The sequence below is a fragment of the uncultured Methanobrevibacter sp. genome (genome assembly GCF_937881195.1).
Classification (GTDB): Archaea; Methanobacteriota; Methanobacteria; order Methanobacteriales; family Methanobacteriaceae; genus Methanobinarius.
Window position 1 is genome coordinate 18,096 of record NZ_CALGFC010000024.1, and the last position, 16,194, is coordinate 34,289.

Sequence of the window (16,194 nt, forward strand, 5' to 3'; positions counted from 1 at the left end):
CATAATCTAATTTAACATTTAGTAAATAATTTTTTATACAAAATATTTTATCCAATTGCATATTGTTTTATCTTATATTATCTTTATTTTATCTTATATTGCCTCTAATTTATTTATATTTGATTTAAATATTATTTAAATTTTTAATATTATTTTTATTAACTATTAATTGATATTTATAAAATTAAAAAATTTACCCTTAAGAATAAATACTAGTTTTAACAAAGAATTACACAAGAAAATAAACTTTGCACACCCATCTAAATATTATTTTTTCTAAATATTATTTTTTGTGCAATTTTTTAAGTGTATTATTTTTTTTATTTGAAGTCAATTGAAGGATGTATTATAAGATGGAAGACTCTGAAAACACTATAAAAATGGATTATTTTGAAAAATTAGAAAAAGAAACTAATTATCTTTACAAAATAGCTAATGAGGCTCGTTCCAAAGGATTTGATGTTGAAACAACCACTGAAATCCCATTAGCTAAGGATTTAGCTGAAAGAGTTGAGGGGCTTGTTGGTCCAGAGGGTGTAGCTAAGCGAATGAAAGAAATTGAAGAAAAAAATCCTAATTGGTCTCGTGAAGAAATTGCCTTTAAATTAGCTGCTGAAATTTCTTCTCAAAATATTGAAGAAGATAATGTTCCTAATACTAGGGGGAAGGAAAAAAAGGTATATGAATCTTTTGGGGAGATATTTGATTCAAAAAGAGAACAAGTCGCTGATCAGGCTTTAAGGACTGCTTTAGCTATTTTAACTGAAGGTGTTGTAGCAGCCCCTATAGAAGGCATAGCTAAAGTAAGAATTAAAAAAAACTTTGATGGAACTGAATATCTGGCTGTTTATTTTGCAGGCCCAATTAGAAGTGCTGGGGGAACTGCTGCAGCACTCGCAGTTTTAATTGGTGATTGTATTAAGGTAGCAACTAATCTCACTAATTATAAACCAATTGAGGCTGAAATTGAAAGATATGTGGAAGAAGTTGAACTTTATGAGTCTGAAGTTACTAACCTTCAATATTCTCCAAAACCAGAAGAAGTTCGTCTTGCAGCTAATAATCTTCCTGTTGAAGTTACTGGCGAACCAACTGATCAAGTTGAAGTTTCTCATAGGGATTTAGAGCGTGTTGAAACCAATAATATTCGTGGTGGAGCATTACTTGCGATGGTTGAAGGTATTATTCAAAAATCTGCAAAAATATTAAAATATTCTCATACTCTTAAACTTGATGGTTGGGATTGGTTAGAAGGTTATTCAAAGGAAAAAGATGAAAAAACCGAAAATGAAGAAAAAGATAATCAAAATAATATTCCAGGATCTGAATTAGAAAATCCTGCTAAAATAAATAATTCAAAAAAGCAAAATAAAGATGAAAAATCTAAACACGAAGCTGCTAAAGAGAATGCTAAATATATTCAGGATATTATTGGAGGACGTCCTGTATTAGGATACCCTTCAGAAAAAGGAGGATTTAGGTTACGTTATGGTAGGAGTAGAAATACTGGACTTGCAGCTATGGGGGTTAATCCTGCTACAATGCAACTTCTTGAATTTTTAGCTGTTGGAACTCAATTAAAAATTGAAAGGCCTGGTAAAGGCAATTGTGTTGTTCCTGTAGATTCAATTGAAGGGCCTTTAGTTAAGTTAAAAAATGGAGATGTAATTAAAATTAATTCTGTTAAAGAAGCAAAATCAGTTAAGGGCCAAGTAGCTGAAATTCTATTTTTAGGGGATATGTTAGTTGCTTTTGGAGAATTTTTAAGAAACAATCAAGCTCTTCTTCCTTCTGCATGGTGTGAAGAATGGTGGATTGAAACAATCAAAAACTCTGATGTTTTTGATTTTAATTCTCCTATTTTAGAATCAAATATTAATTTAACTATAGAAAATCTTGGAAAATTAGAAAATCCTCAATGTAGTTATATTTCTGCCGAAGAAGCTTTTGAAATATCAAAAAAATATGATGTGCCTTTACATCCATTATATACATATTGCTATAATGATATTTCCATCACTGAATTAAATTCTCTGATAAAATGGTTAAATAAGTTTAATAATGATTTTAACAATTTTAAAAACGAAAAAAACGATTTTATACTCGATTTATCTTTCGAAAAACGTATATTAGAAGTAATTGGTGTTCCTCATAGAGTTGAAGGTAGAATAGATAAAAATGAGGATGTTAAAATTATATTAAATTATGAAGATGCTTATGCTCTTATTAATACTTTATCTAAAGGAATTTCTGATGAAGATATGAATAATTCTGATATATCTACTCTTGAAGTAGTAAATAACATTTCTCCCATTAAAATAAAGGATAAAGCTCCGGTATATATTGGAACTAGGGTTGGAAGGCCTGAAAAATCTAAAGAGAGGTTAATGAGGCCAGCTCCTCATGTTTTATTCCCTATTGGGAATTTTGGAGGAAATAGAAGACTTGTAGCTGAAGCTGCTAAGAAGGGAAAGATTGCTGTTGAGTTATCTAGGAGGGTTTGTACAAATCCTCAGTGTCAATTGAGTTCATTTAACTCAATATGTCCCCATTGTGGGGCTACAACTGAAATAGGATCTGCAGGCCGTAAAAACATAAATTTGTCTGGCCTTTTAAGAAAAGCTTCTGACAATGTTTCATATAGGAGAGTTGATGAAATTAAGGGGGTTGTTGGAATGATTTCAGAATCAAAGATTCCAGAACCTCTTGAAAAAGGTGTTTTAAGGGCTAAAAATGGTGTTTTTACATTTAAAGATGCTACTATTAGGCATGATTCAACAGATCTTCCTTTAACTCATTTTATTCCTAAAGAAGTTGGAGTAACTGTAGAAAAATTGCTTGAAATGGGCTATGATAAAGATGCATATGGAAACACTATTAAAAATGAAGATCAGATAATTGAGTTAAAAGTTCAAGATGTAGTAATATCTAATAATTGTGGTGAATATTTAGTCAATGTAGCTAATTTCATAGATGATCTTCTTGATAAATTTTATTCTATGGATAGATTTTATAATGTAAAGAAAAAAGAAGATTTAATTGGGAATTTAATCGTGGGTTTAGCTCCACACACATCTGCTGGGGTATTAGGTCGTATTGTAGGTTTTACAAGGGCTTTAGCTTGTTATGCTCATCCTTACTTCCATTCTGCAAAAAGAAGGAATTGTGATAGTGATGAAGATTCTGTAATGCTACTTTTAGATGCATTGATTAATTTTTCAAAATCTTACCTTCCTAGTACTCGTGGAGGTAGTATGGATGCCCCTTTAGTTTTATCTTCCAGAATCGACCCTGAAGAAATAGATGATGAATCTCATAATATAGATGTTTTGCCTAATTTTTCAGAAAACTTTTTTGAAAAAACTTATGAGAAAGTTAAACCTTCAGAAGCTTTAGATTTGGTTGATAATGTTTCAATGCATCTTGGAACATCTAAACAATATGAAGATATAATGTTTTCTCATAATACTTCAAGTATTCATGCAGGTCCTAATATATGTTTATATAAAACATTACCTTCTATGAAAGAAAAAGTTGGATCTCAGATTGAATTGGCTGAAAAAATAAGAGCTGTGGATCAAAGGGGAGTTGTTGAAGGTGTTTTAAGTTCTCATTTCCTTCCAGATATTATGGGTAATGTAAGAGCGTTTTCAAAGCAAAAAGTTAGATGTACTTCTTGCGGTGCTAAATACAGAAGAATTCCTCTAACAGGAAAATGTAAATGTGGTTCGGATTTAGTTTTGAGTGTTTCAAAAGGTGGAGTAACAAAATATCTCGAAATATCAAGGGATTTGGCGTCTAAATATCCTATAAGTGAATATTTAATTCAAAGATTAGAAATACAAGAATTCGGGATAGAATCCCTTTTTGAAAGTGATAAATCTAAACAAAGTTCTCTTGATATTTTCTTATAGCAATTTTGGCTATATTTTATCTTTATTTTTTATTTTTTACCTATATTTTTTTAAATTATTTTTTATTATTCTATAAACTTCTTTTTAAAAATAACTTTTTAATTATTTTATTAAATTATTTTTTAATTTACATTTAATTATAATGTTACTTTTTATAGGCTTCTTGATTTGTTTAAAATTAAGATTTATTTTTATATTTTGTTTAATTAATTTACTTATTCTCTAATTTTTGATTATTATCATTTATTTGCAAGTTATAAGAATAATTCGATTTTAATAAAAATTTAGGAAGTTATATATGTAAGATTTTACAAATAAATTAACAATGAATTATTAATCTACTTGTTAATTCATAAGGTAGTATGTAAATTCTTCATTTGTTTAATCATATTATTTATTTTTTGTTTGATATGGTACGAATATTTATATATTTCTTTATCTAAATATATTAATAATTCCAAAGAATTCATATTTAAAAATTAAATTTAAAAATTGTTTAGTTATACTTAATTATTTAATATTTATATAGATAATAAGAAAATAATTTTTGATAAATAAGTTTAGCTATGTTATTTTAAAAATGTATTTTCAAATTAAATACATTTTTATTAATTGTATTTTTAAATTCAAAACGTTTTATTAAATATTTTAATTATATTTTTAAATATGTATTAACTTACGAATTAATTTATAAATAAAATTAAAAATCAATATTAAATTGAAAATTTAAATTATTTGATTTATTATCATTTATTCTAATCAATTTAATTAGATTTAATTTATCAAGGGTGTTGGCAATGCAAAACGAGACAAAGATGACAGACAATTTGTCAAACAAGGTTAAAATCTGTGTCAAAAAGAACAATGGGATAATGGAGCGTTTTAGTTATGAAAAACTTTTAAGATCATTAGTAATGGTTGAAGCTCCATATTTTGAGTCTGATAGGATTCTTTCTACTGTTGTTTCATCTATTTATGATGGAGTTTCAACAAAAGAAATAAAAAAAATAGTCTATGAATTATTATCTGAGGTTGATGAAGAAAGTGCTAATAAGTATTTGGCAGTTACTACTTTGAAAGTCAGGACTTCAAGGGATAAAATTGAGTCTTTTGATCTTGCTAAAATTGCTAATACTCTAATTGAAGAAACTGGCGCTTCACAAGAAACAGCTTTTGAAATTGCATCTCAAGTTTGGAAAGAACTTAAAAAACTAAATGTTGAATATTTAACTGCTCCAATGATAAGGGAAATAGTTAATACTAAACTTGTTGAACATGGATTAGAAGATTTAAGGAGTAGATACACTCGTTTAGGTATTCCTGTTTATAATATAACTTCTTTAATAGAAAATGGGTCTCGTGATAATGCTAATATGATTCACAATCCTGAAAGTGTTCATAAATATGTTGCTGATGAAGCTTTAAAACAATATGCTTTACTTCAGATGCTTCCATCAGACTTAGCGGATGCACATATGTCTGGAGATATACATATTCATGATTTGGAATTTTTTGCAGGAAGGCCATTAAATTGTATGCAACATGATATTCGTACCTTTATTAAATATGGACTTAAAGTGGATGGTACTGGTGATCATACTTCTGTAGCTGGGGCTCCTAATCATATTGAAACTTTAATGAATCATACTGGGGAAATAATGCTTGCAGCACAGCAAAACATGTCTGGAGGACAGGGTATGTCTCTTTGGAATGTCTTCGTAGCTCCTTTTGCAAGAGGACTTCCTTATGAAAAAGTTAAACAAGCTGTTGAAATGTTGATTTATAATCTTAACATGGCTTATGCAGCTAGAGGTTCTCAAGTTCCTTTTACTAGCATGAATCTAGAATTTAGTGTTCCTAAATTCCTTCAAGATGAAATTGCTTATGGTCCTAAAGGTAAAGAAGTTGGAACCTATGGTGATTTTGAAGAAGAAACTAGGATGCTCCAAAGGGCATTTACTGAAATATTGCTTGAAGGAGATGCAGATGGAAAACCTCATCTGTTCCCTAATACTATTTATACTCTTAGAAAAGAATCATTAAAAGATGAATATGCGGAAGATTTACTTAAAGTTCATGAACTTTCTGCTAAATATGGTTCTGCCTATTTTGCAAATATGTTGCCTGATTACAGGGGCAATATGGCTAATTATATGGGTTGTAGAACATGTCTTCAAGATAACTGGACTGGAGACTGGAGTCAAGATTGTTTAAGAACCGGTAATTTGGCATATATTACTTTAAATCTTCCAAGAATTGCTTATCAATCTAGGGATGAATCTGAAGTTTTCGAATACATAGATTCTTATATGGATTTGGGTATTCGAGCATTAAATATTAGGCGAGAACAAGGTCTTAATTGTTTAAATAACTTTAATCTTCTTCCTTTCCTTAATCAAGGTGTTGAAGATGATGTTTATTATAGAATTGAAAATTCTACAATGTCTTTTGGTTTTGTAGGACTTAATGAGATGCTTGCCTCATTATTTGGTTCTGGAATTGATGATCCTTCTTCTAATAAATTTGGTGTTAAAATATTGGAATATATGAATAAAAGAGCACAGGAATTGAAGAAAGAAACAGGTCTTCGTTGGACTATTTTACAAACTCCTGCAGAATCTACTGCATATAGATTTGCAACTCTTGATAAAGAAAAATTTTCAGATAAGGTAATTACTCAAGGAGAATCTGGGGCTAATTATTACACTAACTCTTCTCATGTTCCAGTCAATTCAGATGTGTCATTGGTAGATAAAATTAAAATTGAAGAGAAATATCATCCTCTAACTGGTGGAGGTCATATTTTCCATGCATTTATGGGTGAATCTTATTCTGATCCTGAATCTCTTATGAGTTTAACAAATAAGATAGCTAGAAAATCTGACATTGGGTTTTGGGCTTACAGTTCAGCATTAAGTTTTTGTATTAAATGTAAAACTTTAATGAAAGGATTAAACGATCAATGTCCTACTTGTGGTGAGCGTGATGATGTTGAATGGTATGATAGGATAACAGGATATGTTCAACAAGTAGGTAGGGCTAAATCTTCCTCTGGAGGATGGAATGCCGGTAAAAAACAAGAACTTGCAGATAGGAAAAGGTTTGAAAATAGTTAATAAGTATATTTTTAAACCTAATTTTATATTTTTATCAATATCTTCTTTTATTTGATATTATCTTTTTATTTTTTACTAAATTTGTTATATATAAAATATTTTATTTTTTAATTATTTCCTTTATTTTACTTTATTTTTAACATATAATACTAATAATTTTTTATTTTAATATTATTTCGTACATTATTAATTATTTTTACTATCTTAACTATTATTATTATTATTATTTTAATATTATTGTTATCTCATTATTTTTATTATTTTAATTATTTTATCTATTTTATTTATTTTAGTAATTTTAATATATATTTACTAATAATTACAAATATTTTAATAGTACAATAATGTACTACAAAGGTTTAAATAGTACAGTATATAATCTATTTATACGATAAAGTTCTTAAAATTGAATTATTAACATTAAGTTTTTAATATTATAATCTAATTATTTGGGGTTAATATTTAAATTAAACCTATAAAAATCTTTAATTAGTATATATTTATCAAATTAATTCGTATTTTATTAATTATTTATATATAATTCTTAATTTATCAATTATTTATTAAATTAGGAGATATTAATCTAATTAACAGTTTATTTTGAAAAATAAAATTGAAGAAAAATAAAATTGAAATTTTAATAATCATTATTTAACAAAAGGAGTTATAGCATGTTTTTCCCACCAATAGATAAAGCAAAAGAGATAATTGATAATGGGGACTATAAAGTCCTCCCTATTAGTTGTGAAATATTATCAGATATAAAAACTCCAATTGAAGTACTCAAAATTTTAAAAAATAATAGTAAACATTGCTTCATATTGGAAAGTATGGAAGATTTGGAAAATTGGGGGAGATACACAATATTGGGATTTGATCCAACATTAGAAATTACTTGTGAGAATAATGTTCTAAACATAAAAGGTTATAAAAATATTAATAAAAAAACTAAAAATCCTAAAAAATACATCAATCAAATAATAAATGAAAATAAAAGTCCTAAAATATCCGAACTTCCTCCATTTACAGGGGGTCTTGTGGGTTATTTTGCCTACGATTACATTAAATATGTTGAACCATCTCTTGAGCTAATTGAAGATTCATCTAATGACTCTGAAAATGGAGAATCTTTTAAAGATGTTGATTTAATGTTATTTGATAAAGTAATCGTTTTTGATAATCTTAAACAGAAGATTTTTTTAATTGTCAATATAAAGGTAAATAATTTTGAAAAAGAATATGAGATTGCTAAATCTAAATTAATGAAATTGAAAGATATTATAACTAATGGAGTTCCAATAAGTGGAAAAGATAATAGGTTAAAACTTTTAGGTGATTTTAAACCTTTATTTTCTAAAGAAGAGTTTTCTAAAATAGTAAAAAAAGCTAAGTTTCATATAAAAGAAGGAGATATTTTTCAGGTTGTTTTATCTAACCCTTTGTCTTGTAAAATAGAGGGTAGTTTATTGGATACATATAGGATCCTTAGAACTTCTAATCCATCTCCTTATATGTTTTATTTTTCTAGTGATGACATTGAAATAGCAGGTGCTTCTCCAGAAACTCTTGTTAAACTTCAAGATGACAAATTATATACTTTTCCCTTAGCTGGAACAAGACCTAGGGGTAAAACTAAAAAAGAAGATGATAAATTAGAAAAAGATCTTCTTTCTGATGAAAAAGAACTTGCAGAACATAATATGTTAGTTGATCTTGGAAGAAATGATCTTGGAAAAGTTAGTGAATTTGGTTCTATAAATGTTGAAAAATATCTCACTATTGAGAGATTTTCTCATGTAATGCACATAGGATCAACTATTTCTGGTAAATTAAAAAAGGATAATAATGCTTTAGATGTTATAGACGCGATTTTACCTGCGGGTACTCTTTCAGGTGCACCCAAAATTAGGGCATGTGAAATAATAAATGAATTGGAAAATAACAAAAGAGGGATATATGGTGGAGCAATTGGGTATATTAGTTTATCCGGTAATATGGATACATGTATAGCTATCAGAATTGCTTTTACTAAAGGAAATAAAGTTTTCATCCGATCTGGTGCAGGTATTGTTGCTGATAGTATTCCTGAATTAGAATTTGAAGAGTCTATAAATAAAGCAAAAGCAGTATTAAATGCTTTAAAGTCGGCGGAAAATATTAATTTATGATTATTTTAATTTTTAAAGCATTCTTTAATTTACAAAATATATGGTGATAAAATGATTTTACTTATAGATAATTATGATAGTTTTTCTTATAATTTATATCAAATGATTGGAGAATTGAATCCTGATATTAATGTTATTCGAAATGATGAATTTACTATATCTGATATTAAAAAAATTTCTCCAGAATTTATTGTCATTTCTCCAGGGCCTGGGAGGCCGATTGATGCAGGAATATCAATAGATATTGTAAAGAAATTTTATAAAAAAATACCAATACTAGGGATTTGTTTAGGCCATCAGTCTATTTATGAAGCTTTTGGTGGAGAAGTTACATATTCAAAAAGGTTAGTTCACGGAAAATCCTCTAATGTCAAAATTGATACTAATAATATTTTATTTAAAAATTTAAAAAAAGAATTTTCTGTAGGTCGTTATCATTCACTTTCTGCAAATAAAGAAAAAATTCCAAAAGATCTTTCTATAATAGCTAAGTCCGATGATGATAATGAAATAATGGCAATTTCTCACAAAAAATATCCTGTTTATGGATTACAATTTCATCCAGAGTCAATATTGACTCCTAATGGTAATGCTATTATTAAAAATTTCTTGGAGGTTAATTCTTAGATTTAAATTTTAATATGCTGATTATTGAAAAATAGGAAATATTAATATATAATAAATATTTACTATTAACTTATTTGGCTAATTTGAGAGGTAAAATATGATAAAAGAAGCTATTTTAAAATTAACTAAAAATCAAGATATTTCTTATGAAATTGCCGAAGAATCAATGAATGAAATAATGATGGGTAAAGCTAGTAAAGTGCAGATGAGCTCTTATTTAACAGCTTTATCTATGAAAGGCGAAACTATAGATGAGATAACTGCATCTGCAGCTTCTTTGAGAAATCATTGTGTTAAATTATTAACTGACATGGATGTTTTAGAGATTGTAGGGACTGGTGGTGATGGATCAAATTCATTTAATATTTCTACAGTATCCTCAATTGTCATCTCTTCAGGAGGAGTTCCAGTAGCTAAACATGGAAACAGAGCTTTTTCAAGTAAATGTGGTGCTGCTGATGTTTTAGAAGCTTTAGGTGTAAATATAGATATTTCACCAGAGAAAAGCAAATTTTTACTTGAAAAAATAGGTATTTGCTTTTTATATGCTCAGAACTATCATTTAGCTATGAAATATGTTGCTCCTGTTAGAAAAGAGTTGGGAATCCCAACGATTTTTAATATTTTAGGTCCTTTATTAAATCCTGCTGGTGCTAACATGGAGGTAATTGGGGTATATGATGAATCTCTTGTTCTTCCAATTGCAATGGTTATTCATAATTTAGGTGTTAAAAATGCAATGGTTGTTTATGGTCAAGATAAATTAGATGAAATTTCTATTTCTGCTCCTACAACCGTTTGTGAGATAAAAGAGGGGAAATTTTCCCAGTATACTTTAAACCCTGAAGATTATGGCTTTAAATTTGCTTCAAAGTCTTCAATAACTGGAGGTTCTTCATCTTTAAATGCTCAAATTGCATTAAATATTCTAAATGGTGAAAAAAGTCCTAAAAGAGATGCTATCGTTCTTAATTCGGCAGCAGGACTTTATATTTCAGGTAAAGTAAGTAATTTAGAAAAAGGCATAAAAATGGCTGAAAAACTTATTGATAGTGGTAAAGCTAAGGAAAAATTAGATAATTTTGTTTATATGTCTAACAATATTTAAATTATAAAATAAATAGTAATTAAATAATTTTTAATTTATATTATTTAAGTAGTTTTTTAATTTAAATCACTTTTTAATTTAGACTAATTAAATAGTTTTTTAATTTAGATTAATTAAATAGTTTTTTAATTTATATAATTTGAATTTGGTTGAGTTTGGCATGATTCTAGAAGAAATTTTAATATCAACAGAAAAAAGATTAGCTGATAAAAAAGAGAATATTCCTCTTAAAGATTTAAAAAAAAGATTAAATAATAAATTTAAGAATATTAAATCTGAAAGTAATTATTTTGAGAAAGCTTTAAAAGAAGATAAAATATCTTTCATATGTGAAGTTAAAAAAGCTTCTCCTTCTAAGGGTATTATTTGCAATGATTTTGACCATGTGAAAATAGCTAAAGAGTATGAAAATGCAGGGGCATCTGCTATTTCAGTTTTAACAGAACCCGAATTTTTTAAAGGTAATGATAAATATCTTTCTGATATCATATCTAATGTGAATATTCCAGTTCTAAGAAAAGATTTTATAATTGATGAATACATGATTTATGAGTCAAAATTACTTGGGGCTTCTGCTTTACTTCTTATAGTTTCTATTTTAGAACCTAAAACATTAAAAAAATATATAGAACTTTCAAATAGTTTAAATATATTTCCATTAGTAGAAACTCATAATTTGGATGAGATTAACATAGCTATTGATGCAGGAGCAAATATCATCGGTATTAACAATAGGAATCTGAAGGATTTTACTGTGGATGTTAATAATACTATAAATCTACAAAAATACATCTCCGATGATTTGAAGAAATCTCTTATAATTGTTTCTGAGAGTGGTATAAAGAATTCTAAAGACATAAAAATTTTAAATGATAATAATATTGATTCTGTTTTGATTGGTGAGTTTTTCATGAAAAATAAGGATAAAAAGTTAGCTATGGATGATTTAACATCTTTGATATAGTTTTTTAATATATTGTATATTTATTTAATGAGTATGAAATAATGAAAAATGAAATAAAAGAAGATAAAGCTAAAAAAAATTCTAATATAAAAAGTATTAATATGGAAAACCTCGATTCAAATAAAAATATTAAGATTAAAATTTGTGGATTAAGGCGAATTGAAGATGCTAAAATTATAAATAAATATAATCCTGATTATATAGGATTTGTATTTGCAGATAGTAAAAGAAAAGTAAGTTTTGATGAAGCTCAAAATATAAAAAATGTTTTAAATGATAATATTATTAGTGTAGGAGTTTTTGTTGATTCAAATATTGAAGATATATTCCATCTTATAAAAAATAATATTATTGATGCTGTTCAACTTCATGGTGGCGAAGATGAAGATTATATAATTAAGTTAAAAGAATTTGATAATAATATTAAAGTTATAAAATCTATTGAAATTAAAAATAAAGATTCTAAAATTAGAATTAGGGATACTATTGAAAAGTGGGAAAATTCTGATGTTGATTATTTATTGCTGGATAGTGGAAAAGGATCAGGAAAAGTTTTTGATTGGGAAATAATAGGTAATATCAAAAAACCATTTTTTTTAGCTGGAGGCATAAATAGTGATAATATTCATGGTGTTTCAAAGATCAATCCTTTTGCAATAGATTTAAGCTCTAGTACTGAAGAAAATGGATTTAAAAGTTCTAAAAAGATAGATAAAATTATTAATAAATTAAATAATATAAATAAATCAAATAATAAAAGATGTGAAAATATGGAAAATGGAAGATATGGATTATATGGGGGACAATACGCTCCTGAAACATTAATGAATGAACTTATCCATCTTGAAAATCAATACAATTTTTATAAAAATAATCCTGATTTTATGGAGGAACTCAATACTTTACTAAATGAATATGCAGGTCGCCCTTCACTTTTATATTTTGCAGAGAATATGAGTAATGATTTGGGAGGAGCCAAAATATATCTAAAAAGGGAAGATCTTAATCACACGGGATCTCATAAGATTAATAATGTTCTTGGTCAGGTTTTGTTGGCTAAAAAAATGGGCAAAACAAGAGTTATAGCAGAGACAGGGGCGGGTCAGCATGGTGTAGCTACAGCAACAGCAGCAGCACTTTTAGACATGGAATGTGAAATTTTCATGGGTGAAGAGGATATTGAACGACAAGCATTAAATGTTTATCGTATGGAACTGTTAGGTGCTAAAGTTAATCCAGTATCTAGTGGAACAAAAACATTAAAAGATGCTGTAAATGAGGCAATGAGGGAATGGACTACACGAGTTCATGATACTCACTTTGTTTTTGGATCTGTTATGGGTCCCCACCCTTTTCCAATGATTGTTCGTGATTTTCAAAGTGTTATAAGTGAAGAAATAAAAGAAGAATTATATAAAATAGAATCAAGATTGCCTTCTGCTGTTGTGGCATGTGTTGGTGGTGGAAGTAATGCAATTGGATCTTTTTACAATTTTATAGATGATAAAGATGTAAAGTTAGTAGGATGTGAAGCTGGTGGGCAAGGGATTGATACTGAATATCATGCGGCATCTCTCACTAAAGGGGAAATCGGGATCTTTCATGGAATGAAATCTTATTTTTGTCAAGGTAATTATGGTCAGATTGCATCAGTTTATTCAATTTCTGCAGGTTTGGATTATCCTGGTATCGGCCCAGAACATGCTTATCTTCATGATATCAAAAGAGCAGAATATGTTCCAATTACTGACAGCGAAGCAGTAGAAGGTTTTGAATATTTAGCTAAACAAGAAGGAATTATATGTGCAATCGAAAGTGCTCATGCCATAGCTCAAACCATAAAGATGGCAAAAAAAATGGATAAAGATGATATTATTGTTGTTTGTCTCTCTGGTAGGGGAGATAAAGATGTAGAATCTATTCAAAAATATAAATTAGCTAAATTAAATCCTATCAACGAACATAATGAGGTTAGCTAAGTTAAATTTTATAATATTAATTATAATATGGAGAGATTAAATTGAGTAAGATTACAGAGGCTTTCAAGAATCAAAAAGCATTTATTGGGTTTTTAACTGCTGGAGACCCTTCAAAAGAAAAAACAATAGAATATATTTTAGCTATGGAAAAAGCAGGTGCAGATATTATAGAGATAGGTATTCCCTTTTCTGACCCTATAGCTGAAGGACCAGTTATTCAAAATGCTAATATAAGAGCTTTATCTAAAGGAATCAACACCGATGATATTTTCGATTTAGTTACTACTGTAAGAGAAAAATCAAATATTCCTTTAGTTTTCCTTACATATATAAATCCTGTTTTTTATTATGGGTATGAAAAATTCTTTAAAAAATGTAAAGATGTTGGAATAAATGGTATTGTTATTCCTGATTTACCTTATGAAGAGAAAGGCGAAATATCAGATATTGCAAAAAATTATGAAGTGGATATAATTTCTTTGATAGCTCCAACTTCAAAAGATAGAATAAGGATGATAGCTAAAGATGCTACAGGTTTTATTTACCTTGTTTCATCAATGGGAGTAACAGGGGTTAGAAGTGAAATTAAAACTGATTTAAATGAAATTATCTCTGAAATAAAAAGCGAGACTGACATTCCAGTAGCTGTTGGCTTTGGAATCAATACACCGGAACAATCTAAAAATATATCTAAAATTGCTGATGGTGTGATAGTTGGTAGTGCTATTGTTAAAATCATAGAAGAACATGGAGATAATGCAAGACCACATATAGAAAAATATGTAACAGCTATGAAGAATTCAACTATAATTTAATTAGTAATACTTATTTTTTATTAATTCTATCTTTTATTTTCTAATTTTTATATTTTTAATTTTATTTATTATTTTTATATTTTCTACTTTATTATTTTCTACTTTATTATTTTTTACTTTATTATTTTTTATTCATATATTTTTTTCATTCATTTTTTTTTTAATGATTTACTATATATATATAAATAATATTAGTAATTATTTACATTATCAAAATAATATACAAAACAATAAATAAAATAATATATAAATTTTTAAATAGTTAAATATTATATGTAAGAACAATATATGGGATTAATCATCATCATTTGTATTGGGTGTTTTAATGGATGAAATAAATAAAGTCAATGATAATTATTTTATAAATGAAGCTATTAAGGAGGCTAAAAAGTCTTTTAATGATGGTGGAATACCTATTGGGGCTGTTTTAGTTAAAGATGGCGAAATTATAGGTAGGGGCCATAATAAACTCATTCAAAATAATTCAGCTATTTTGCATGGAGAATTAGATGCTATTGAAAATGCTAATAAAGAGGGTAGGTTGAATGGAGAAGATTATAAAAAATCTACTCTTTACACTACTTTATCTCCCTGTCCTATGTGTTCTGGAGCAGTAATTCTTTATAAAATTCCAAAAGTGGTTATTGGTGAAAATAAAACACTTCTTGGTGCAGAAAATCTACTTATGAGTAATGGCGTAAAGGTCGTTAGTTTAAATAATCCTGAATGTAAGGAACTTTTACAAACATATATAAATGAAAATTCAGAAGAATGGAAAAAAGAATTAGAAAAAGTAGATAATAACACTAGTACAAATTAAATTACCATTATATTTTTTATTTTGGGTTTTATCATGAAATTTAGTAATTTTTGCACCAATGAGAAAAACCAAGATTTTATCAATCTATCTAAAGAGCTTTGGGAGGAATATTATGAAAATGCGGGATGTAATGTAGATAAATATCAAAAAGTTAATAATCTCGAAGGAGAACATTTTGTAGTTCTTATTTTTGATGAGGATGATGATTGTAATACTCCAATAGCTTGTGGAAGTTTTAAAGAATTATCTAATGATACTGTAGAAATTAAGAGGGTTTTTGTCAAAAAAATATATAGAAATAATGGTTTAGCTACTTTCATAATGAATAAATTAGAAAAAGAAGCTAAAAAACAAAATCATGATTTTGCGGTATTAGTGACAGGAGTAAGTGTATTTTTCATCACTTTTAGAAAAAATACAAATAGAAATATGTTAAGCCATACTAATAAATTTTACTTTTTTGGAAAAAAAAATTGAAACATAACTATATTGAACAAAATACTATTTTTTAATAAATATATTGAACTAACCTATTAAACATTACTTTTCAATAACTATCAACAAAATATTATAATAAAAAAAATCAACTGCTCGGAAATATCGTACAGTTGGAAAAATAGCTTATAAAGTAAATATAAAAAATATATAAAAAATAGTATTTACACTTGAAAAAACACTACTTG

General features: G+C 27.4%; 10 protein-coding genes and 1 pseudogene. All 11 read left to right on the forward strand.

Translation table 11 applies throughout. The features are described from left to right. The first annotated feature begins 380 nt into the window (after positions 1-380). The 11 genes and pseudogenes from polC (at position 381) to Q0087_RS02935 (ending at position 15,988) form a co-directional block, all read left to right on the forward strand. Positions 381-3,914: a DNA polymerase II large subunit gene (polC, locus tag Q0087_RS02885; protein WP_297898306.1), complete on the forward strand. Its 3,534-nt coding sequence runs from the start codon at positions 381-383 to the stop codon at positions 3,912-3,914. A gap of 797 nt (positions 3,915-4,711) precedes the next feature. Further along, a complete protein-coding gene (nrdD, locus tag Q0087_RS02890; protein WP_297898173.1) occupies positions 4,712-7,030 on the forward strand; it encodes an anaerobic ribonucleoside-triphosphate reductase in 2,319 nt (772 codons plus the stop codon). 671 nt (positions 7,031-7,701) lie between these two features. Next, positions 7,702-9,198: an anthranilate synthase component I family protein gene (locus Q0087_RS02895; RefSeq protein WP_297898174.1), complete on the forward strand. Its 1,497-nt coding sequence runs from the start codon at positions 7,702-7,704 to the stop codon at positions 9,196-9,198. Positions 9,199-9,249: 51 nt separating this feature from the next. Next, on the forward strand, positions 9,250-9,825 hold the full coding sequence (locus tag Q0087_RS02900) for an aminodeoxychorismate/anthranilate synthase component II (RefSeq protein WP_297898175.1): 576 nt from the start codon (positions 9,250-9,252) through the stop codon (positions 9,823-9,825). A 97-nt stretch (positions 9,826-9,922) separates the two neighbouring features. Further along, positions 9,923-10,933 (forward strand): anthranilate phosphoribosyltransferase, encoded by a 1,011-nt coding sequence (gene trpD, locus Q0087_RS02905; RefSeq protein ID WP_297898176.1) that lies wholly within the window; start codon positions 9,923-9,925, stop codon positions 10,931-10,933. Between the two features lie 160 nt (positions 10,934-11,093). After that, positions 11,094-11,897, forward strand: a complete 804-nt coding sequence (gene trpC / locus Q0087_RS02910) for an indole-3-glycerol phosphate synthase TrpC (protein ID WP_297898177.1) — start codon at positions 11,094-11,096, stop codon at positions 11,895-11,897. 101 nt (positions 11,898-11,998) lie between these two features. Continuing rightward, positions 11,999-12,610, forward strand: a pseudogene (locus Q0087_RS02915) (phosphoribosylanthranilate isomerase); the annotation flags it as partial. 57 nt (positions 12,611-12,667) lie between these two features. Beyond that, positions 12,668-13,876 carry a tryptophan synthase subunit beta gene (gene trpB, locus Q0087_RS02920; protein WP_297898307.1) on the forward strand — a complete coding sequence of 403 codons (1,209 nt, stop codon included), beginning with the start codon at positions 12,668-12,670 and terminating at the stop codon, positions 13,874-13,876. A 41-nt stretch (positions 13,877-13,917) separates the two neighbouring features. Further along, positions 13,918-14,691: a tryptophan synthase subunit alpha gene (gene trpA / locus Q0087_RS02925; protein WP_297898178.1), complete on the forward strand. Its 774-nt coding sequence runs from the start codon at positions 13,918-13,920 to the stop codon at positions 14,689-14,691. Between the two features lie 325 nt (positions 14,692-15,016). Continuing rightward, a complete protein-coding gene (locus Q0087_RS02930; protein WP_297898179.1) occupies positions 15,017-15,511 on the forward strand; it encodes a nucleoside deaminase in 495 nt (164 codons plus the stop codon). A 33-nt stretch (positions 15,512-15,544) separates the two neighbouring features. Further along, entirely contained in the window at positions 15,545-15,988 is a 444-nt protein-coding gene (locus Q0087_RS02935) for a GNAT family N-acetyltransferase (RefSeq protein ID WP_297898180.1), read from the forward strand. The last annotated feature ends 206 nt before the right edge of the window (positions 15,989-16,194 follow it).

Coding starts and splice junctions, on each gene's coding strand:
- trpB (WP_297898307.1), top strand. CDS start 12,668: ATGGAAAATGGAAGATATGGATTATATGGGGGACAATACGCTCCTGAA.
- Q0087_RS02935 (WP_297898180.1), top strand. CDS start 15,545: ATGAAATTTAGTAATTTTTGCACCAATGAGAAAAACCAAGATTTTATC.
- trpC (WP_297898177.1), top strand. CDS start 11,094: ATGATTCTAGAAGAAATTTTAATATCAACAGAAAAAAGATTAGCTGAT.
- nrdD (WP_297898173.1), top strand. CDS start 4,712: ATGCAAAACGAGACAAAGATGACAGACAATTTGTCAAACAAGGTTAAA.
- Q0087_RS02900 (WP_297898175.1), top strand. CDS start 9,250: ATGATTTTACTTATAGATAATTATGATAGTTTTTCTTATAATTTATAT.
- Q0087_RS02930 (WP_297898179.1), top strand. CDS start 15,017: ATGGATGAAATAAATAAAGTCAATGATAATTATTTTATAAATGAAGCT.
- Q0087_RS02895 (WP_297898174.1), top strand. CDS start 7,702: ATGTTTTTCCCACCAATAGATAAAGCAAAAGAGATAATTGATAATGGG.
- polC (WP_297898306.1), top strand. CDS start 381: ATGGATTATTTTGAAAAATTAGAAAAAGAAACTAATTATCTTTACAAA.
- trpD (WP_297898176.1), top strand. CDS start 9,923: ATGATAAAAGAAGCTATTTTAAAATTAACTAAAAATCAAGATATTTCT.